At 55.6% G+C, this 19958-nt stretch carries 20 protein-coding genes; 19 read left to right on the top strand and 1 reads right to left on the bottom strand.

Annotated elements, in window-relative coordinates; genetic code table 11:
- The first annotated feature begins 409 nt into the window (after positions 1-409).
- The 7 genes from A8B84_RS05700 (at position 410) to secF (ending at position 7612) form a co-directional block, all read left to right on the top strand.
- Entirely contained in the window at positions 410-823 is a 414-nt protein-coding gene (locus A8B84_RS05700) for a MarR family transcriptional regulator (RefSeq protein WP_064228061.1), read from the top strand.
- Positions 824-825: 2 nt separating this feature from the next.
- On the top strand, positions 826-1824 hold the full coding sequence (locus A8B84_RS05695) for a tyrosine-type recombinase/integrase (protein ID WP_064228062.1): 999 nt from the start codon (positions 826-828) through the stop codon (positions 1822-1824).
- 241 nt (positions 1825-2065) lie between these two features.
- Complete coding sequence (queA, locus tag A8B84_RS05690; RefSeq protein WP_064228063.1) at positions 2066-3169, top strand: tRNA preQ1(34) S-adenosylmethionine ribosyltransferase-isomerase QueA; 1104 nt, start codon at positions 2066-2068, stop codon at positions 3167-3169.
- Positions 3170-3183: 14 nt separating this feature from the next.
- Entirely contained in the window at positions 3184-4305 is a 1122-nt protein-coding gene (gene tgt, locus A8B84_RS05685) for a tRNA guanosine(34) transglycosylase Tgt (RefSeq protein ID WP_064228157.1), read from the top strand.
- An 86-nt stretch (positions 4306-4391) separates the two neighbouring features.
- On the top strand, positions 4392-4697 hold the full coding sequence (gene yajC, locus A8B84_RS05680; RefSeq protein WP_228739403.1) for a preprotein translocase subunit YajC: 306 nt from the start codon (positions 4392-4394) through the stop codon (positions 4695-4697).
- 94 nt (positions 4698-4791) lie between these two features.
- Entirely contained in the window at positions 4792-6666 is a 1875-nt protein-coding gene (gene secD / locus A8B84_RS05675) for a protein translocase subunit SecD (RefSeq protein WP_064228064.1), read from the top strand.
- The gene (gene secF / locus A8B84_RS05670) at positions 6659-7612 is read left to right on the top strand and encodes a protein translocase subunit SecF (RefSeq protein ID WP_064228065.1); all 954 of its coding nucleotides are present in this window, start codon (positions 6659-6661) and stop codon (positions 7610-7612) included. Before secD ends, secF begins: the two co-directional genes overlap by 8 nt.
- An 84-nt stretch (positions 7613-7696) precedes the next feature.
- Here the strand turns inward: secF and A8B84_RS05665 are convergent, their stop codons facing one another.
- The gene (locus tag A8B84_RS05665; RefSeq protein ID WP_064228066.1) at positions 7697-8497 is read right to left on the bottom strand and encodes an inositol monophosphatase family protein; all 801 of its coding nucleotides are present in this window, start codon (positions 8495-8497) and stop codon (positions 7697-7699) included.
- 183 nt (positions 8498-8680) lie between these two features.
- Here A8B84_RS05665 and trmJ point away from each other — a divergent pair, with 183 nt between their 5' ends.
- From trmJ to bamB, 12 genes are all read left to right on the top strand, one after another.
- Positions 8681-9544, top strand: a complete 864-nt coding sequence (trmJ, locus tag A8B84_RS05660) for a tRNA (cytosine(32)/uridine(32)-2'-O)-methyltransferase TrmJ (protein WP_064228067.1) — start codon at positions 8681-8683, stop codon at positions 9542-9544.
- On the top strand, positions 9537-10310 hold the full coding sequence (gene cysE / locus A8B84_RS05655; RefSeq protein ID WP_064228158.1) for a serine O-acetyltransferase: 774 nt from the start codon (positions 9537-9539) through the stop codon (positions 10308-10310). Before trmJ ends, cysE begins: the two co-directional genes overlap by 8 nt.
- Positions 10311-10388: 78 nt before the next feature.
- Positions 10389-10886 (top strand): Fe-S cluster assembly transcriptional regulator IscR, encoded by a 498-nt coding sequence (iscR, locus tag A8B84_RS05650; protein ID WP_064228068.1) that lies wholly within the window; start codon positions 10389-10391, stop codon positions 10884-10886.
- A gap of 22 nt (positions 10887-10908) precedes the next feature.
- Positions 10909-12057, top strand: a complete 1149-nt coding sequence (locus A8B84_RS05645) for an IscS subfamily cysteine desulfurase (protein WP_064228069.1) — start codon at positions 10909-10911, stop codon at positions 12055-12057.
- 68 nt (positions 12058-12125) lie between these two features.
- On the top strand, positions 12126-12554 hold the full coding sequence (gene ndk / locus A8B84_RS05640; RefSeq protein WP_064228070.1) for a nucleoside-diphosphate kinase: 429 nt from the start codon (positions 12126-12128) through the stop codon (positions 12552-12554).
- Between the two features lie 63 nt (positions 12555-12617).
- Positions 12618-13730, top strand: a complete 1113-nt coding sequence (gene rlmN / locus A8B84_RS05635; RefSeq protein ID WP_064228071.1) for a 23S rRNA (adenine(2503)-C(2))-methyltransferase RlmN — start codon at positions 12618-12620, stop codon at positions 13728-13730.
- Positions 13731-13804: 74 nt separating this feature from the next.
- A complete protein-coding gene (gene pilW / locus A8B84_RS05630) occupies positions 13805-14578 on the top strand; it encodes a type IV pilus biogenesis/stability protein PilW (RefSeq protein ID WP_064228072.1) in 774 nt (257 codons plus the stop codon).
- Complete coding sequence (locus A8B84_RS05625; RefSeq protein ID WP_064228073.1) at positions 14568-15590, top strand: RodZ domain-containing protein; 1023 nt, start codon at positions 14568-14570, stop codon at positions 15588-15590. Before pilW ends, A8B84_RS05625 begins: the two co-directional genes overlap by 11 nt.
- A 35-nt stretch (positions 15591-15625) precedes the next feature.
- Complete coding sequence (gene ispG, locus A8B84_RS05620) at positions 15626-16744, top strand: flavodoxin-dependent (E)-4-hydroxy-3-methylbut-2-enyl-diphosphate synthase (protein WP_064228074.1); 1119 nt, start codon at positions 15626-15628, stop codon at positions 16742-16744.
- Positions 16745-16793: 49 nt separating this feature from the next.
- Positions 16794-18074 (top strand): histidine--tRNA ligase, encoded by a 1281-nt coding sequence (gene hisS / locus A8B84_RS05615; RefSeq protein ID WP_082905093.1) that lies wholly within the window; start codon positions 16794-16796, stop codon positions 18072-18074.
- Between the two features lie 52 nt (positions 18075-18126).
- Complete coding sequence (locus A8B84_RS05610; RefSeq protein ID WP_064228076.1) at positions 18127-18783, top strand: YfgM family protein; 657 nt, start codon at positions 18127-18129, stop codon at positions 18781-18783.
- On the top strand, positions 18783-19955 hold the full coding sequence (gene bamB / locus A8B84_RS05605) for an outer membrane protein assembly factor BamB (RefSeq protein WP_064228077.1): 1173 nt from the start codon (positions 18783-18785) through the stop codon (positions 19953-19955). Before A8B84_RS05610 ends, bamB begins: the two co-directional genes overlap by 1 nt.
- Positions 19956-19958: the final 3 nt, after the last annotated feature.

Below are 19958 nucleotides of genomic sequence, written 5' to 3'. Positions count from 1 at the left end.
TGTATGTATAATGTTTTATTCATTTTATTTTTCCCATAATATAACCACGCGATTTCTCACGTTAATAATCGTATCGCAGACAGTCGACTCACTCGTTAAGGTCTATAGCGATTGTATAAGGTATATTATATAAGCCACGACAGTAGGCGGTTTTTCTTAAAATAATATGCCATTTAATTTCATTTTTCTTTCAAGTAATTAAATATCTCACAAATTTTGTATTTGTCAATATTTTAATATTTATAAGTTTTATGGTTTTATGTATGCATATATTTAAATTAACTTATTTTTAAAATTTTAATATTAAATATCTGTGTTGTCTGATCGGTGATTTATTTGTATGCATATTTGCATAAGATGAATAAATGGGTTAAAGTTGTGTTGTGTGATTGAAGGATGGGTGACTGAAATGAGCAAGGACGGTGAAGAAGAGAAGTTCTTTGTAGCGAGTAGACCGACACAGTTGCTGTTTGGCGAAGTCGTAGAGAGTGCGGAGCCACTTAACTCGCTTAGCCACTTGGTAGAAAGCCTAAGACAGCTCGACGACAAGCTATCGCTGCACAGCATTGCTGTGTTGATCGAGTTGGCTCGTCATCAATCTCTGTCCCAGACAGAGTTGGGGGAATTGACGAGAATCAGGCAGTCAAACTTGTCACGGCTTCTTACTCATTTGGGAAAAGGCAGGCCAGATCAGAAGGGTTTAGGTCTGGTTCTGTCCAGAGTTGATGAATACAACCAACGTAGCAAGCGCTTCTATCTGAGTAAGAAAGGGTTATCAATCATTCATGACTGGAGGAATTTATTAACTAAACAGGAGAACTAAATATGCCAATTAACAAACGTGGAAAAGGTTTCGAAGCTTCAGTAAGTTACAAGGGTGAACGTAAACGCAAGTTACTTCCAACGAGGGAGATGGCCGAAATTTGGGCGGTTCAGGAGAAGCAGAGGCTGGTCGAACTTTATGCAGAGGGAGAATTAAAACCCAAAGGCAGAGGAGTAACCCTTGCTGAATTGCGTAGAGAGGTCATTAAGTATGTCTGGCAGTACCAGAAGTCCAAAAAGACAGCAGAGTTAAATAGCGCTACTGTCTGCAAAGCCTTCGGTGACGAAACTGAAATTGCATCTATCACAATGGGAGACATTGAAGAGCAAATATCTGCATGGAAACATGATGGTAAGGCAGACGGCACAATCAACCGTCTCCTGTCTGCACTGTCTAAGATGTTGTCATATGCGGTGGATAAGGATTATCTGACCAAGGCTCCTAGGATTCCTCGGCTGAAAGAGGTCAACGGGCGTATTCGATTCTTGACCGGTGAGGAAGAAAATGAGCTATTAGCGTTCTTCGAATTCATCAATGCTTCAACAATGCACGACATTTGTGTGGTTGGGCTTGATACCGGCATGCGTCAGGGTGAGATTTTAGGTTTGCAAGTACGGGATCTTGATCTAGCTAACGGGCAGGTTGTGATCTGGGAAAATAAAACGGATCACCCCAGAACGATTCCTCTTACTGATCGTGCTAGGAGAGTTCTGAAGGCGGCTGTAAGCGGCAAGAAGCAAACAGACAGTGTTTTCGACACGACGCGGGATAGCATACGACATTATTGGGATCGAGCGCGAAACCACCTTGGTTACGGGTCAGACAAGCAATATGTTTTTCACATGTTGAGGCACACTTTCTGTAGCCGTTTGGCACAAAAAAATGTGAATATCTCAGCGATCCAAGCTTTGGCAGGGCACAAAACTATTACTATGACGCAGCGCTATGCGCACCTGTCGACGAAAGCTTTGCATTCAGCTATCGGAGTTTTAAATCAATAACTTCCAAACGCGCTAGATTTAAATCTAGTTCTGTGACAACATGCGCCACCATCGTGACACGGTGGCATAAACGTGACACGAAACCCTCTTTTCTGTGTCATGACACAGAAAAAAGATCATTTAAATCAATAGGTTGCGAAATAGCGGTTTCTTCAAAATCCGTTGGGGTAAAACCCGTGGCGGTTCGAGTCCGCCCGCCGCTACCATCTTCTTTCCTTCGGCGTCGTTAACAGTCCATTCCATGAATGTCTCCGATTTTCATTTTGACCTGCCGGACGAATTGATCGCCCGCTATCCGCTCAAAGATCGCAGCGCGTCCCGGCTACTTTGTCTTGATGGCCTTTCCGGCAAGCTCGACCATCGCATTTTCAGTGAACTTCCTGACCTGCTTCAGCCCGGCGACCTGTTGGTGTTCAACGACACACGGGTGATACCGGCGCGGCTTTTTGGCAAAAAGGAAACCGGTGGCCAGGTTGAGGTGCTGGTTGAGCGGGTGACTGGGGAGCATGAAATCATCGCCCATGTTCGAGCCTCCAAGGCTTTGAAGGATGGCCAGAAGGTTATTCTGGAAGACGGTACCTGCATGCGTATGTCGGGCCGGGAAGAAGCGCTGTTTCATCTGGTGTGTGAGGCTGAGGAACCTGTGCTCGACGTTCTGGAGCGCATTGGTCATATGCCGCTGCCGCCTTACGTTGATCGACCGGATGAATCCACCGATAGGGAACGCTACCAGACTGTTTACGCCAGGGAGGCCGGCGCTGTTGCCGCACCGACGGCGGGGCTGCATTTCGATGAGAGTCTGCTTGGAAAGCTGGCCGCCTGTGGAATCGAAAGTACCTTCGTGACGCTGCACGTGGGTGCCGGGACCTTTCAGCCGGTTCGGGTGGACAAAATCGAAGAACACACAATGCACAGCGAGGTGGTGAACGTTCCCCAGGACGCCGTTGACGCGATCGAGCGGACCCGCGCAAGGGGAGGGCGTGTGGTTGCTGTAGGTACCACGTCGGTTCGCTCCCTTGAATCTGCCAGCCGTGGCGGCCGCTTGAGGGCGTTCACTGGTGAGACCGACATCTTTATTTACCCGGGGTATCGTTTCCAGACCGTTGATGCCCTGATAACGAACTTCCATTTGCCGGAGTCCACCCTGATCATGTTGGTCAGTGCATTCGCCGGCTATGACAATGTGATGGCGGCCTACCGGGAAGCGGTGAAGGAACGCTACCGCTTTTTCAGTTACGGCGACGCCATGTTTATTACCGGGCAGGAACCCAGCCGTGGCATGTTGCTGGGTTCGGCCGTGGAATCCAATGAAGCCGGTAACAATAATGCTGGGGAGGCCTTGTGACACAAACCTGTTTCATGTCGTTCGAAAAACTGGGTGAGGACGGGCGGGCCCGTCGTGGCCGGCTGACGTTTCCCCGGGGCACCGTTGAAACACCTGCATTCATGCCCGTCGGCACCTATGGCACCGTCAAGGGTATGCTGCCCCGCGATATCCATGAAATCGGCGCAGAAATCATCCTTGGAAATACGTTTCACCTGATGCTCCGGCCGGGAACCGAAGTGGTCAGAGCACACGGCGACCTTCATGATTTCACTCAGTGGCAGGGGCCGATCCTGACCGATTCCGGTGGCTTCCAGGTGTTCAGCCTGGGCGAAATGCGCAAGATTACCGAGGACGGCGTTACCTTCCGCTCACCGGTAGACGGCTCGCCGGTGGAGCTGTCCCCGGAGATTGCTATTCAGGTCCAGCGGGATCTGGGGTCGGACATCGTCATGATTTTTGACGAGTGCACGCCTTATCCTGCTACCGAACGCCAGGCAAAAGACTCCATGGAGCTTTCCCTGCGCTGGGCGCAACGGAGCAAGGATGCCCACGAGGGCAATCCTGCGGCATTGTTCGGCATTGTCCAGGGTGGCATGTACGAGGGCCTGCGGGACCGTTCCCTGGAGGGGCTCACAGACATTGGCTTTGATGGCTATGCCATTGGTGGCCTCTCGGTTGGCGAGCCCAAGGAGGACATGATCCGGATTCTGGATCATTTGCCGCCGAAGATGCCGGAGGACAAACCGAGGTACCTGATGGGTGTGGGGCGGCCCGAAGATATTGTTGAGGCAGTCCGGCGTGGTGTGGACATGTTTGACTGCGTGATGCCGACCCGGAATGCCAGGAATGGTTACCTGTTTACCTCAACCGGGATTGTAAAGATCCGCAATGCCCGGCACCGTCATGATACCTCGCCCCTGGATGAGCGTTGCGACTGTTACACCTGTAAGAACTTTTCGAGAAGTTATCTGCATCATCTGGATAAATGTGGAGAAATGCTGGGCTCACAGCTGAATACCATCCATAACCTCCGGTTCTATCAGAACCTGATGGCTGGATTGCGTGGGGCCATTGAAGCAGGTACATTGTCGGACTTTGTAACCGACTTCTATGCTCTGCGCGGAGAGACCGTTCCGCCTCTGGGCAATGATTGATCTATTCGCTAAACCAACGGAGATATTCAATGAAATCTATTAAAATGCTCGTTGCCGGCCTTTTGGCTCTGATGCCTGCTCTGGCCATGGCACAGGACCCAGGTGCCCAGGGAATGGGTGTTATGGGCCAGGTAATCTTTTTTGCAGGCTTCATCCTGATTTTCTATTTCCTGATCTGGCGCCCGCAGTCCAAGCGTGCGAAAGAGCACAAAGCCCTGATGTCCGGCCTGAACAAGGGTGATGAAGTTGTGACCTCCGGTGGCGTTGCCGGCAAAATCACCAAGGTAACCGACGACTTCATCGTTGTCGAAGTTGCCGATAACGTAGAGATCAAGGTCCAGAAAGTAGCCGTTGCTGCGGCTCTGCCGAAGGGCACGCTCAAAGACATCTGAGCGGGGCCATTTAGCCGGCCATCCCTGGTGGCCGGTCTGAATCTTCCTGGCTGAAACACCAAGGCCGGCCACCAGGCCGGCTACAAGGGATCCCATGCTGAACAAGTATCCGCTTTGGAAAAACCTGGTTATCCTGGTCGCGCTCGTGATCGGGTTTATCTACGCTTTGCCCAACCTCTTCCCCGACGATTACGCCATCCAGATCACAGGCGCCCGTAGCAGCACCGAGGTCAATGCCGGTGTGCTCGACAGGGCAGTTGATGTTCTGGAAAACCAGGGTATCGAGGTGAAAAGCAGTACTCTTCAGGATCGGGATGCTCTGATCCGTCTCACCAACTCTGAAGACCAGTTGCAGGCTCGTCCGCTGGTGCAGGCCGCTCTTGGCAATGAATACCTTGTCGCGCTGAACATGGCTGCCTCCACGCCGGGATGGCTGAAAAGCCTGGGTGCCGGCCCCATGAAGTTGGGGCTGGATCTTCGCGGCGGTGTCCACTTCCTGCTGGAAGTCGACATGGAAACCGCGGTAAGCCAGCGACTGGAGGCCATGTCCGGCCAGATCAAGCGGGAGCTGCGGGAAGAGCGGGTCCGGTATCGTGGTGGGGATGTGCAGGACAATCGGGAGATTGTTCTCAGCTTCCGGGACGAGGCCTCCCGGACTGAAGCCTTCAATATGGTCCGTGACCAGTACAACGAATTCCTTCTGGATGAGCAGACCCAGGGCGATGAGTTCCTCCTGGTGTTGACCCTGTCTGAGGCGGAAGTCACGGCGATTCAGGATTATGCCCTGGAGCAGAACCTCACCACCATTCGCAACCGGGTGAATGAGCTGGGTGTTGCCGAGCCCCTGGTTCAACAGCAGGGCGCCGACCGGATCATTGTTGAGCTCCCGGGCGTGCAGGACACCGCACAGGCCAAGCGCGTACTGGGTGCCACCGCGAACCTTGAGTTCCGCATGGAGGCCCGCCAGGATGCGCCAAGCAGCGAAACCGAAGAGTTCGGTTTCCGGGATCAGCCCCAGCGCACCGCCCGCCTTGAGCAGGAGGTGATTGCTACCGGTAATAATGTGGCCAATGCCCAGCAGGCCTTTGATGAGAACGGTCAGCCCCAGGTCAATATCACCATGGATTCCGTTGGTGGGGATCTGATGAACCGCGCCACTCGCAATGCCATTGGCCGCAGGATGGCGGTGCTGTTCATCGAATACCGTACGGAAACCGAAACCCGCATGGTTGACGGTGAGCCTCAGGAAGTGGAAAACCGCGTTGTGGAGAAGGGCATCATCAGCCTGGCCACCGTGCAATCCGCCCTGGGAAGCAGCTTCCGGATTACCGGGCTTGATTCCATCCCGGAGGCCGCAGAATTGGCATTGCTTCTGCGGGCGGGTGCGCTGGCAGCGCCAATGTACTTCGTTCAGGAAAGGACCATCGGCCCTAGCCTCGGTCAGAAGAACATTGATGCCGGCATGATGTCGGTAGCGCTCGGCTTCGGCCTGGTACTGTTGTACATGCTTGTCTACTACCGTGGATTCGGCATTGTTGCGAACATTGCCCTGACTCTGAACCTGATGCTGCTGGTAGCATGCATGTCGATCCTGTCCGCAACACTGACCTTGCCGGGCATTGCCGGTATCGTTCTGACAGTGGGTATGGCGGTCGATGCCAACGTGCTTATTTTCGAGAGGATAAAGGAAGAGCTGAAATCCGGTGTGCCGCCTCAGACGGCGATCAACTCCGGCTATTCCCGGGCCTTTGTATCCATCTTTGACGCAAACATCACCACCTTGCTGGTTGCCGTTATTCTTTTCGCGATGGGTTCCGGCCCGGTGAAAGGGTTTGCGGTGACACTGTGCATCGGGATCCTGACGTCGATGTTCTCTGGCCTGATGGTCAGCCGCAGCATCGTTAACCTTGTATACGGCGGCCGCAGGGTCGAGAAGCTGTCGATCGGAGGAAAGCTCGCCAATGTCTGAAGATCAGAAGCAACCGTTTGATTTCATGGGGTTGCGGAAAATTGCTTCCGTAGTCTCTATTTCGCTGATCGTTGTGTCCATTGCGCTGCTGGCCACCCGTGGCCTGAACCTGGGTATGGACTTCACCGGCGGTACCTCCGTTGAATTTGAATATGCAGAGGCGCCGCAACTCGACGAAATCCGGTCCAGGCTCGATGCCGCCGGCTATGAGCAGTTCTCCGTCCAGAACTTTGGGGCCGATACCACAGTGCTGGTGCGGATGGCCGAGGCTGACAATGATCAGCTGGCACCCGAGGTAACCCGAACCCTGAAAGAGGGTGGTGCAGAGCTTGAGCTGGTAAGTTCCGAGTTCGTTGGTTCACAGGTTGGTGAGGAGCTCAAGGAAGACAGCGGCCTGGGTTTGTTGATTGCCCTGGCGGTTGTGCTCATCTACGTCGGTATGCGCTTCCAGTTCAAGTTCGGTATTGCCTCGGTGGTGCCGCTGGCTCACGATGTGATTATCGTTCTGGGTGTCTTCGCGCTGTTCCAGTGGACCTTCGATCTCACCGTACTGGCGGCCCTGCTCGCAGTTATCGGCTACTCGTTGAACGACACCATCGTTGTTGCGGATCGGATCCGGGAAAATTTCCGCAAGATGCGGGTGGGTGAGCCCTGGGACATTATCAACGAGTCGATTCACCAGACCATCGCGCGGACAATCAATACATCCGGCACAACTCTTGTGGTTCTGTTCGCCCTGTATTTTCTGGGTGGTGAGGCGATCAACAACTTCGCCCTGGCTTTGATTATTGGTGTGATCGTCGGTACCTACTCATCGATCTACGTGTCTGCGAACCTTCTGATGGTTATGGGCGTGTCCCGTGACGATCTGATCGTGCCGCCCAAAGAAGGCGCTGAAAATGCGGATGAGGAAGAGCAGCCACCGGAATGGCTGAACAGGATGTAATCCCATCTGTTCCGGCAATGCCGGACACAAAAAAACCGCCAACATCTTGTGGCGGTTTTTTTGTGTCCGGAAGAACCGGAAGCCTCAGCGAGGCAGGCGGCCCCGGAACGGGTGCAGTACTTTCAGGACTTCACGGAACAGTTTCGGGTTTGCCACTACCAGCTGGCGGGCATTACCGGTCGACGGGTTACCGGAGAAGTCACCGGTCAGTGCGCCGGATTCCATGGCCAGTGTGACGCCCAGATCCAGGTCGGAGGCTTCCGGGCGGAAAATGATCGCCGCGTCCATCAGGCCCGCAGAAACCCGGGCAATGTCCAGTACCACACAGCCAGACGTGCGGAACATGCCGGAATCCCGTGCCAGTACAGCGGCCATTTCGCCCCAGAGCATCGGATCCTCGCTCTTGCGGGCCTGGTCCAGCAGGTTGGTGGCGATGGCGGCTTTCTCGGGCAGTTTGATTTCCGAAGCGCGTACCCGGCGGCTGTTCAGAGCGGCACCGTGACCACGGCTGGCGGAGTATTCTTCGCCGGTAACGGGATTCACCAGAAGCAGGTTTTCGGTGCGGTTATTCTTCTTCTGGGACAGCGCCAGAGCAAACTCCGGAATGCCCCGAAGGAAATTCTCACGGCCCAGGACTGGAAAAATGTGCCAGCTTTTTTCGCTGGTTCCGGCATTCGCTTCGTTCAATGGCGCGATGCTGTGGTCCTTGTAGGCCTTTTCGAGCTGTTCGGCAAAGTTATCGTAAATAGACTGCTCAACCCGCTCCAGCTGACGACGGCGTTCTGAGTCGTCTTTGCCGGTGGGTTCCTGGCGCTCGAAATGGGCTTTCAGATAATCGGACCCCTGACGCGCGACGCGCAGGGCCATTTTAATAGCTGGTTGCATCTGAGTGTTCATTATCCGGGTGTGTGAAGGCCGGGTATCATAGCAAAAGATCACCCCGCTTGTATGTTTTTTGACTCAGCAATAGCACGGATAACCAGAGGTTACGGGTTCTCCGGAGGGGCAGGGTGCGGGTGCTTTCTGCTATCATTGCCGCCCTGATCAATAACCTTGGGCCTGCTAACAATGCACAAAAGCGCACTTCCACAGGAAGGAACGGAAACATTTCAGGATCAGATCCGGATTGTTCTGGTAGAGACATCCCATTCAGGCAACATCGGCGCTGTCGCCCGAGCCATGAAAAACATGGGACTGGGTAATCTGTGGCTGGTCAATCCATGCTCCTTTCCGGATGAAGCTTCGTATGCGCGTGCGGCGGGTGCTTCGGATGTGCTTGATAATGCCCAGGTTGTTTCTTCGCTGGATGATGCCCTGGCCGATTGCGTGCTGGTTATGGGTACGAGTGCCCGTGGGAGGAAGGTGCCCTGGCCGGTCTGTGCGCCCCCTGAGGCGGCTGCAGCTGCTGCAGGGCACGCGGAAAGCGGCCCGGTTGCCATGGTGTTCGGAAGAGAGAATCATGGTCTCAGCAACGACGAGCTGCAGCGCTGCCACTATCACATTCATATTCCGTCCAACCCGGATTACAGCTCTCTGAATCTGGCCATGGCGGTACAGGTGATGTGTTATGAATTGCGGATGTATTATCTGCGAAGCCTTGAAGGCGGTGAAGGGAGCCCATACCTAAAGTCGATGACCAGGCCCGGGGATGAAGGCTGGGATGTGCCGCCGGCCAAAGTTCACGATGTCGAGGGTTTTTTCGGGCACCTGGAGCAGGTGCTGATTGATGTGGATTTCCATCGACGGGAGAACCCCAGGCAATTGATGACGCGCTTGCGGCGTCTGTTCCAGCGGGCCAGACTGGATCAGATGGAGATTAACATTCTCAGGGGTATTCTCACTGCTGTTCAGAAGGCGGCAGGCACGCGGAATAACAGCAAATCAACCGAGGCCGGCACTGCGGCGACGGAACAGGATAATGGCCATGTTTGAGCGTTTGCGGGAAGACATTAATAGCGTGTTCCACCGGGATCCTGCCGCGAGGAACACCTTTGAAGTTCTGACCAACTACCCGGGCTTGCACGCGCTGCTTTTTCATCGGTTTTCCCATTGGTTGTGGAGTCTCGGTCTGAAATGGCTTGCTCGTACCATTTCCACCATTGCCCGTTGGCTGACCGGCATCGAGATTCATCCGGGGGCGACGATTGGCCGCCGGTTTTTCATTGACCACGGCATGGGCGTGGTCATTGGCGAAACCACGGTGATCGGCGATGACGTGACCCTCTATCAGGGTGTTACCCTGGGCGGAACCAGCTGGAACAAGGGCAAGCGCCATCCCACGATCGGTAACAGCGTAGTGGTTGGTGCCGGAGCAAAGATTCTGGGGCCGTTTGAAGTGGGCGAGGGCGCCAAGATCGGCTCGAATTCAGTGGTGACAAAGGAAGTGCCCGCGGGTGCAACGGTGGTTGGAATTCCTGGCCGCGTCATCGTCAAACGCAAAGGCGAGGATGACGCGCGCCGCAAGGAGATGGAAGAACGCATGGGCTTCGATGCCTATGGTGTAACAGAGGAAATGCCAGACCCGGTTGCCCGGGCCATGCGCTCGTTGCTTGATCACATGCATGCGGTGGATGACCGCATCGAGAACATGTGCAAGGCCCTCCGCAAGGTGAACAGCGAATACCAGAATGGCGAGTTGCCACCGTTACAGGAAGAGGACTTTGATTGCGTCCGGGATGACGATGAGGTGCGCCGCTGAATACTTGACTGAAATGGTTGGTCAATTCATACTCTCAGCTGCGTTTTTGAGATTCAATCCCGTCATGGGGCTGACACTATGAAGTTGACCACCAAAGGCCGCTATGCCGTAACGGCAATGCTTGATCTGGCTCTGCATGGAGACCAGGGGCCGGTGAGTCTCGCCGATATTTCGGCCCGTCAGGAAATCTCACTGTCCTACCTGGAACAGCTTTTCTCCCGTCTCCGCCGCCAGAAGCTGGTTGTCAGTATTCGTGGCCCAGGTGGAGGCTACAGGCTCAGTCGTCCTGCGGCTGAGCTATATATTGCCGAAGTTGTCGACGCCGTCAGCGAATCGCTGGACACCACCCGGTGCGGCAACAAGGGTGATTGCCAGAACGGCGAGAAGTGTCTGACCCACCACCTCTGGTCTGATCTCAGCGATCAGATTCATCAGTTTCTCAGCGAGATCAGCCTCGGAGATCTGATGAGAAAGCATGAAATTCGCCAGGTTGCTGACCGGCAGAATCGCCGTCAGTCTGACAACGGCTCTGAAACCATCAACACCGAACGCCTGTCTGATCAGGCGCCGGCCTGACACCAACAAGTTTCCGGAATCCATGAAAAAGCCCGTTTATATGGACTACGCGGCCACCACGCCCGTTGATCCTGCTGTCGCCGATGAAATGATGAAGTACCTCACACTGGATGGCGTGTTCGGTAATCCTGCATCCCGAACGCACGCCTACGGTTGGCAGGCGGAAGCTGCTGTGGAGGCCGCACGCAAGCAGGTTGCCGGGCTGATTCACGCCGACCCCCGTGAAATCGTCTGGACGTCAGGTGCTACAGAATCGGATAACCTTGCGATCAAGGGCGCCGTTGCGGGCCGCCAGGATGCTCATGTTGTCACTTCGAAGATTGAACATAAGGCTGTTGTGGATACCTGCAAGTGGCTTGAGCACCAGGGTACTGAAGTAACCTGGCTGGATCCCGCCGCCGATGGAACGATCAGTTGTGATCAGGTCCTGGGTGCGCTGAAGGAAAATACCGTGCTCGTTAGCCTGATGTTGGTGAATAACGAGCTGGGAACCATCAACGACATTGCCGCCATTGGCGCCGAATTACGTCAGCGAGGCGTTCTTTTCCATGTGGACGCGGCCCAGGCTGGCGGCAAGATGGCCATTGATGTTGGCTCCATGCCAGTAGATCTCTTGGCACTGTCAGGGCACAAGGTCTATGGCCCGAAGGGTGTCGGCGCCCTTTACGTAAGGCGTTCGCCAGATGTTCGTATCGAGGCGCAGATTCACGGCGGTGGGCATGAACGGGGAATGCGCTCCGGAACCCTGCCGACCCACCAGATTGTGGGAATGGGAAAGGCGTTCGCGCTAGCCCAATCCGGGCTTGAGGAAGAAATCGTTAAACTGGAGGCGCTCCGGAAGTCCTTCCTGGCGGGGCTTCAGTCTCTTGAGGGTGTCAGTCTCAATGGCAGCGAAAGCAGTCGCGTTCCCGGTATCGTGAACTTATCCTTTGACGGGGTTGATGCAGAGTCCCTTATGCTGGGTCTGCGGGACCTGGCGGTCTCCTCCGGTTCGGCCTGCGCTTCGGCCACAGTCGAGCCCTCATACGTCCTCCGTGGCATCGGACTGAGTGATGAGCAGGCCCATCGGGCGCTGCGTTTTTCCTTCGGCCGATTCACCACCGAAGAGGAAGTGGCCTTTGCCAGTTCGCAAATAGTTGATGTTGTTAGCCGCCTCCGTGCAGTGCGGTAGGAAGTTTGCCCCGGACTGCGTATAATCGCAGGCCAGAATTTTTACCATCCACAAACTGGAGAAAGACCATGGCAACTGAGCGTACGCTCTCGATTATCAAGCCCGACGCGGTAGCAAAGAACGTGATCGGCGAAATTTACAGCCGCTTCGAGAAAGCTGGCCTGAACATTGTTGCTGCCAAAATGATGCACCTCACCCAGGAGCAGGCAGAAGGCTTCTACGCAGAGCATAAAGAGCGTCCGTTCTTTAACGATCTGGTTGCTTTCATGACCTCCGGCCCTGTGGTTGTTCAGGCTCTGGAAGGCGAGGGCGCCATCCTGAAGAACCGTGATCTGATGGGTGCGACCAATCCGAAGGAAGCCGACGCTGGCACCATCCGTGCGGATTTTGCTTCTTCCATCGATGCGAACGCCGTTCACGGCTCTGATTCCGCGGCTTCTGCCGAGCGTGAAATCGCTTATTTCTTCAATGACAACGAGATCTGCCCGCGGGGCTGATTGCGTTGATCGGAGGCGATCGTCCGATCGCCTCCGAATTGGTTATCTGATCGAGGTTATGAAATGACAGCGGCCGCTGAAAAAACCAATCTGCTGGGGATGCCGAAAGCAAAGCTAGAAGCTTTCTTTGAATCCCTGGGAGAGAAGCGTTTTCGTGCCACCCAGGTTTTGCAGTGGATCCATCAGCGTGGCGCTGATGACTTCGATCAAATGACCAATATGAGCAAGGCGCTGCGGGAAAAGCTGAAGCAGGTCGCCGAGATCCGTGGTCCTGAGGTGGTTTACGACGAAACGTCCAAGGACGGCACCCGCAAATGGGTGATGCGCATGGACAACGGCAACAGCGTCGAAACAGTGCTGATTCCCGATGGCGAGCGCGGCACGCTCTGCGTTTCCTCCCAGATTGGTTGCAGCCTTGACTGTACTTTCTGCTCCACCGGCAAGCGTGGCTTCAATCGGAATCTCACCGCCGCGGAGGTCATCGGCCAGGTGTGGGTTGCACGCAAGGCCTTCATGCCTTTTGAGCCAGGCCCGGATCGGCCCATTACCAACGTGGTCATGATGGGTATGGGCGAGCCCCTGCTTAACTTCGACAATGTCGTGGATGCTATGAACCTCATGATGGAGGATCTGGCCTACGGGATCTCCAAGCGTCGGGTTACCCTCAGCACGTCAGGTGTTGTGCCGGCTTTGGATCGCCTGTCGGAAGTTACCGATGTTTCACTGGCCATTTCCCTGCACGCGCCGAATGATGAATTGCGTAACAAGCTGGTTCCGTTGAATAAAAAGTACCCGATTGCCGAGTTGCTGGCCGCGACCAAGCGTTACTTCGCCCGCTTGCCGGACAAGCGCAAGGCGACAATCGAGTACACCGTCATTGAGGGAATGAACGATCAGCCGGAACATGCCCGTGAGCTTGCGGTGTTGCTGCGGGATTTGCCGTGCAAGATCAATCTGATTCCCTTTAACCCGTTTCCGGAGAGCGATTTCCGGAGGCCGAGCATGAACGCGACACGTCGCTTCCAGGCCGTCCTGAACGAAGCAGGATATATTGCCACTATCAGGACTACCCGGGGTGATGACATCGATGCCGCTTGTGGTCAGCTGGTAGGACGGGTTGAAGACAGAACCCGTCGGAGCCAGAGGTACATTCAGGTTCAGCAGGTGAATCCCTGAACCAGGAACGCCATACAGCCCAATCGAGGAAGGGGACACCCGTGATAACAGCACCAGCAAACCGACGCTTTTCAATGTTAGCCGCTATGCTGCTGACTCTGCTGGTTACAGGTTGCGTTACCACCACCGACAGTCGGTTCTCACGGGAAGCGGATCGCCAGGAAGCCCTCGATAACTATGTGAAACTCGCTACCGCCTATATCGGCCAGGGCAACCTTGAACGTGCGCGTCATCACCTCGAAAGGGCGTTGAAGCTGGATTCAGATGACCCGGGTGCCAGGGCCGCTATGGGACTTGTCTATAACGCCGAGGGCGAGCCAGAGCTGGCCGAGCGTAATTTCAAACAGGCCATCTCCGAGGATCCGGGTTACACCAGGGCGCGGGTCTACTACGGGGCCTTCCTTTTCGGCCAGAATCGGATGGAAGACGCCCGAGACCAGTTCCGTGCGGCGTCGCGGGATACCGGTTATCAGGACCGCGGCTCTGTTTTCTTTAACCTGGGCATGACCCAGGAACGACTCGGAGAACTGGAAGCTGCAGCCACATCCTATCGTCGGGCGGTGGAGCTGACACGGGGCGATGCCCGCTCTTTGCTGGCGCTTTCACGGGTGTCTGTTGAAGCCGGCAATTACGACGATGCGGCCCGCTACTATTCACGCCTGATTTCCCTGATGCAAAGGAATCAGCGCCTGGTTCACTCACCGGAGAGCCTCTTAACTGGCATTCGTATTGCCCGCTATTACAGTGATGAAAACCAGGAAGCGAGCCTTGCGCTTCAGCTCAGAAACAAATTTCCGGAGTCAGTCGAATACCAACAATATAAGGTGCTGATTTCTAATGGCAACTGAAGAAAACTCACAGCCAGCGATGAAGGAGCCCGTAGGGCAGCAGCTTCAGAAGGCACGGGAAAAAGCCGGTCTGAGTACCGGAGATGTCGCCGCAGCGCAGCATTTGCGCCCTTCAGTCATACAGGCGATAGAGTCGGGAGAATACAGCCAGATTGACAGTGAACTCTTTCTGAAAGGGTATGTCAGGGCTTATGCAAAACAGGTTGGGCTGGATGCGGATGCGGTGATTGCCGACCTGGACCAGGAGCTGGAGCCCATCCGGCAACAGCGGGAACAGGAGCATGAAGCCAATCCCCTGGTTGATATCGAGCGTCGCAGACGCCGTAAACGTCAGTTGGCCAAAGCCCTGTTTTTTCTGGTGGTCCTGGGCATTGCCGGTTATCTGGCCTTCACCTTCCTGGTGCCTGAGCAGGATTCAGCACCCTCCGAGGCGGTAACAGAGCCTGAGGCTGCGCCAGAAGATCAGGGCGAAACCGGGCAACCGGCGGCGTCCGAAGCTGAACGCTCTGAGCCCGAAGTGGTGGCAAGTGTTGACGAGCCGGAGCCTGCGGTCATGGAATCTGCGCCGGTGGCAACAGAGCAGCGGGAACCGTTGGTGGAGCCGGTTGAACCAGATGCTGGCGAGACTCAGGCCCCAACTGAGACGGCAGCGGTTGAAGAGAGCCGGTCGGAGACCACCGAGACGGTAACAGAACAGATTCCGGCGATTATTCAGACTACCGAGCCGGTGCTCGAAAATCCAAACGGGCTGGCTGAAGTGGCGGACACCGGCCGGCTTCAGATTCGCTTCAGCGATGATTGTTGGGTCCAGATCAGTGATGCTGCGGGTAACCGGTTGGTGAATTCGCTTCAGCGTAACGGAGACCAGATCGATGTTGCCGGGCCAGCCCCGCTGCGGGTCGTCATTGGCGCGGTTGATGCGGTCGAATCCATCCGTTTCCAGGGTGAGCCTGTGGATATCGGTGGCTACCGGGTTGTCAACAACCGGTCAGAGTTTACCCTGACAATCTGAAACTTGATCAAATTTTCTATATCGGTCAGTAAGACATGAAACAGGATTCCCCGATTACCAGACGCAAATCCCGCCAGATAATGGTGGGCAATGTTCCTGTAGGTGGCGACGCGCCAATTGCGGTGCAGAGCATGACCAACACCAACACCTGCGACGTGGAGGCCACGGTTGGCCAGATCACGGTATTGCAGGAAGCGGGTGCCGATATCGTGCGGGTTTCTGTTCCTTCCATGGACGCTGCAGAGGCGTTCGGAAAGATTCGGGAGCAGGTATCCCTGCCGCTGGTCGCCGACATCCATTTCGATTACAAGATAGCCCTCAGGGTAGCTGAGCTGGGTGTGGACTGTCTTCGTATCAACCCGGGCAACATCGGCCGGGATGATCGTGTCAGTGCTGTTATCAGTGCTGCCCGGGACGGCAACATCCCGATTCGTATCGGTGTGAACGCCGGTTCCCTGGAGAAGTCTCTTCAGCGTAAATACGGTGAGCCCACGGCAGATGCGTTGGTGGAATCAGCCATGCGCCACATTGATATCCTGGACCGCCACGATTTCCAGGATTTCAAGGTCAGCCTGAAAGCGTCCGAGGTGTTCATGACTGTGGATGCCTACCGAAAGATCGCCCAGCAGATAGAGCAGCCGCTGCATCTGGGCATTACCGAAGCCGGTGGTCTGCGCTCGGGCACGGTCAAGTCTTCCATTGGTCTTGGCATGCTACTGATGGACGGCATCGGCGACACCATTCGGGTGTCTCTTGCGGCCGACCCGGTGCAGGAGATCAAGGTTGGTTTCGACATTCTCAAGAGCCTTCGCCTGCGAAGCCGTGGGATCAATTTCATCGCTTGTCCGAGCTGTTCCCGGCAGAATTTCGATGTCATCCAGACCATGAATGATCTGGAGGCGCGGTTGGAGGATGTGAATGACTCCCTCGACGTGGCAATTATCGGGTGCATCGTGAACGGCCCGGGTGAGGCCAAAGTTGCCGATCTCGGACTTACCGGTGGCAGCCCCAAGAATCTTTTCTACATGGCGGGCAAGCCAAACCAGAAGCTGGACAACGCCACACTGACCGACGATCTGGAACGCCTGATTCGCGAGGAAGTGGCACGGCGCAAGGAACAGGAAGAATCGATCATTGCCCGTTCTGACAACTGATCGTTACCATTCCCGGGCACAACCATCCAGACAGAGTTAAGGGTTAACATTGGCAAAGATTCAGGCAATTCGCGGGATGAACGATATCCTGCCGGAGCAGGCGCCCGTGTGGCAGTTTGTGGAATCCACGGTGCGCCGGGTACTGGCCCAGTACGGCTACCAGGAAATCCGCATGCCGATTGTGGAACAGACCGACCTGTTCAAGCGTTCGATCGGTGAAGTGACCGACATTGTCGAAAAGGAAATGTACACCTTTGAGGACCGCAACGGAGACAGCCTGACGCTGCGCCCTGAGGGTACTGCGGGCTGTGTTCGGGCGGCCGAGGAACATGGCCTGTTGTTCAACCAGACCCGTAGGCTCTGGTATACCGGCCCGATGTTCCGGCATGAGCGCCCGCAAAAAGGCCGCTATCGTCAATTCCACCAGATTGGCGTGGAATGTTTCGGGATGACTGGCCCTGATATCGATGCCGAGCTGCTGATACTGACCGCACGACTCTGGAAAGAGCTCGGGCTCGCTGAGCATACCCGTCTGGAAATCAATTCCATCGGAACGTCCGAATCCCGTCGGATTTACCGCGCTGCCCTGGTGGAATACCTGAGTCAGTTCAAGTCAGACCTGGATGCCGACAGCCAGCGTCGCCTGGAGTCTAACCCTTTACGGATTCTGGACAGCAAGGATCCTTCCACCCGCAAGATCCTGGAAAACGCGCCCAACCTCGACGACTATCTTGATGATGAATCCCGAGAGCATTTCGAGCGTCTGAAAGCGTTGCTGGATGCCGCAGGCGTGGCGTATTCAGTCAATCCGGCGTTGGTTCGAGGCCTGGATTATTACGGCAAGACCGTATTTGAATGGATAACCGACAGTCTTGGTGCCCAGGGCACAGTGTGCGCTGGTGGTCGATACGATGGCCTGGTGGAACAGCTGGGCGGCAAACCGACATTCGCAGTGGGCTTTGCAATGGGCCTGGAGCGCCTTATCCTGCTGCTGGAGACGCTTGAGCTGGTCCCGGATTACGTGAACAGCAATGCCGATATCTATGTAACGGCGATGGGTGAGGTGGCGTTGGCTCCGGCTCTTATACTGGCTGAAAAGCTGCGTGCGGCTTTGCCGGATCGGGTGATCGTTTCTCACTGTGGCGGCGGCAGTTTCAAAAGCCAGATGAAGAAGGCTGATCGGAGTGGTGCCAGGTACGCGGTCATTCTGGGCGAGAACGAGGTTGCCAATGGAACCGCCGGTCTAAAGCCCTTACGTGCTGACGAACCGCAAACCGAGGTTGCCCAGGACGAGCTGGCTGCCACCCTGGCAGCGGCGCTGGCCAACTGAATTTGACCAAATTTACTGATACAAAAGCAAAAATTCGACAACAGGAGTCCTCATGGCAGAGTTGCGCACCGAAGAAGAACAGGTCCAGGCGATCAAGGACTGGTGGAAGAAAAACGGCAGTTCTCTGCTGATCGGCATTGGTGCAGCCCTGGCCATTGTTTTTGGCTGGCAGGCCTGGCAGAACCATCAGGCGCAGCAGCGCACCGAGGCAGCCAACCAGTTTGCCAATCTGCTGAATGCCTTCAGTGACCAGGCTGATGAAACCAGCGGCGAGACCGTCGCTTTCGTCGCGCAGACCCTGCGGGAGGACTACACGGATAGCGCCTATGCGGTTTACGGTAACCTGATCCTCGCCCGTCAGCAGTTGATGCAGGAGGGTAACGCCGAAGCCGCCATTGATTCCCTGAAGTGGGCATTGGAAAAAACCGGAGAGCATGAGGCACTGGCGCTTGTGGTCCGTAATCGTCTGGCTCGTGCCCAATTTTCCGCAGGCCAGTACGAGGCTGCTCTGGCCACAATCGAGGGCGCCGGTGATGCCGATGCGTTTGATGCCATGTACTCCGAGCTCCGTGGCGATATCCTGTTGGCGCAGGGCGACCGCGAGGGCGCACGTGAGGCCTATCTTGCTGCCCGTGAGCAGAGCCAGCAAGGTCGCAGTGGTATTCTGGAGCTGAAACTGGCAGACCTCGGTGTCGGGGAGGATGCCTGATGCCGGTTCTCCGCGACAGCATGTCAAAACGCGGACTTCTCCTGGGGCTGGCTCTTCTGGCCGCACTTTCCGGCTGTAGCGCGACCGATACGTTCGAACAACCTGTTCCGGTTCCCGAGATTGAGGCGTCTGCCGAATTCAAGAGAGTCTGGAGCATGTCCGTGGGCGACGGTCATGATGGTGATTTTCTGTACCTGGCACCTCTGAATACCGGCGATTTGATCTACGCCGCATCGGCGGATGGTGAGATTTACGCCGTGGCCTCGGATTCCGGCAAGGTTATCTGGGAATCTGAATTTGAAGAGCGCATCTTCTCGGGCCTCGGTGGCGATGGGCAGAACCTCTACCTGACCACCGAGAACGCCGATCTGGTGGCGCTTTCCCGTGAGGACGGCTCCGAGCTGTGGCGCCAGTCGCTGCCCACGGAAGTACTGTCGTCGCCCCAGTCCAACGGCTCCCTTGTGGTAGCCCACACGACGGACGGCAAGGTGTTAGGTTTCAGTGCCACCGATGGTGAGAAACTCTGGCAGTACGACGGCACGGTTCCGGTTCTGTCCATGAGGGCTGCTGCGGCGCCGCTGGTCGGTGGAGACGTTGTCATCGCCTCCTTTGCCAGTGGCAAACTGATCGCTCTGGCGGCAGCCTCGGGGCAGCCCATGTGGCAGTATGAAGTGGGCCAGCCTCAGGGGCGCACCGAGCTTGAAAGGCTGGTCGACGTGACGGGGCAACCCCTGGTCATTGAGACCGCCGTTATGGTGGTTGGCTACCAGGGCAAACTTGCCCTCGTTGATATTCGTACCGGGCAGGAGATCTGGAGCCGGAAGGCATCCAGCCTCTATTCCCCGATGATTGGTGGCGGCGAGATCTATCTGGCCTCGGCCAATGGCGACATTGTTGCTCTGAGAGGCTCTGATCGTCGGGAAGTCTGGACCCAGGATCGTCTGGCCTGGCGGCAGCTAACCCAGCCAATGGTTTATGAAGACTATCTGGTGGTGGGCGATTTTGAAGGCTACCTGCATGTCATTGACCGTGAGGATGGCAAGCTGGTTGGCCAGCTGGAGTTCGACGATGAGGGTATCCGCGTACCGGCACAGCGCCTCGCCAATGGTAACCTGCTGGTTTTTGGCAACAGCGGAAAGATGGCCGTATTCCAGGTTAAGCCGCAGGATTGATCC

Origin of the sequence: Marinobacter sp. EhC06, assembly GCF_001650915.1 — a bacterium.
In the GTDB taxonomy this organism is placed as follows: Bacteria; Pseudomonadota; Gammaproteobacteria; order Pseudomonadales; family Oleiphilaceae; genus Marinobacter.
This window is presented reverse-complemented; position numbering and strand designations above follow the sequence as displayed.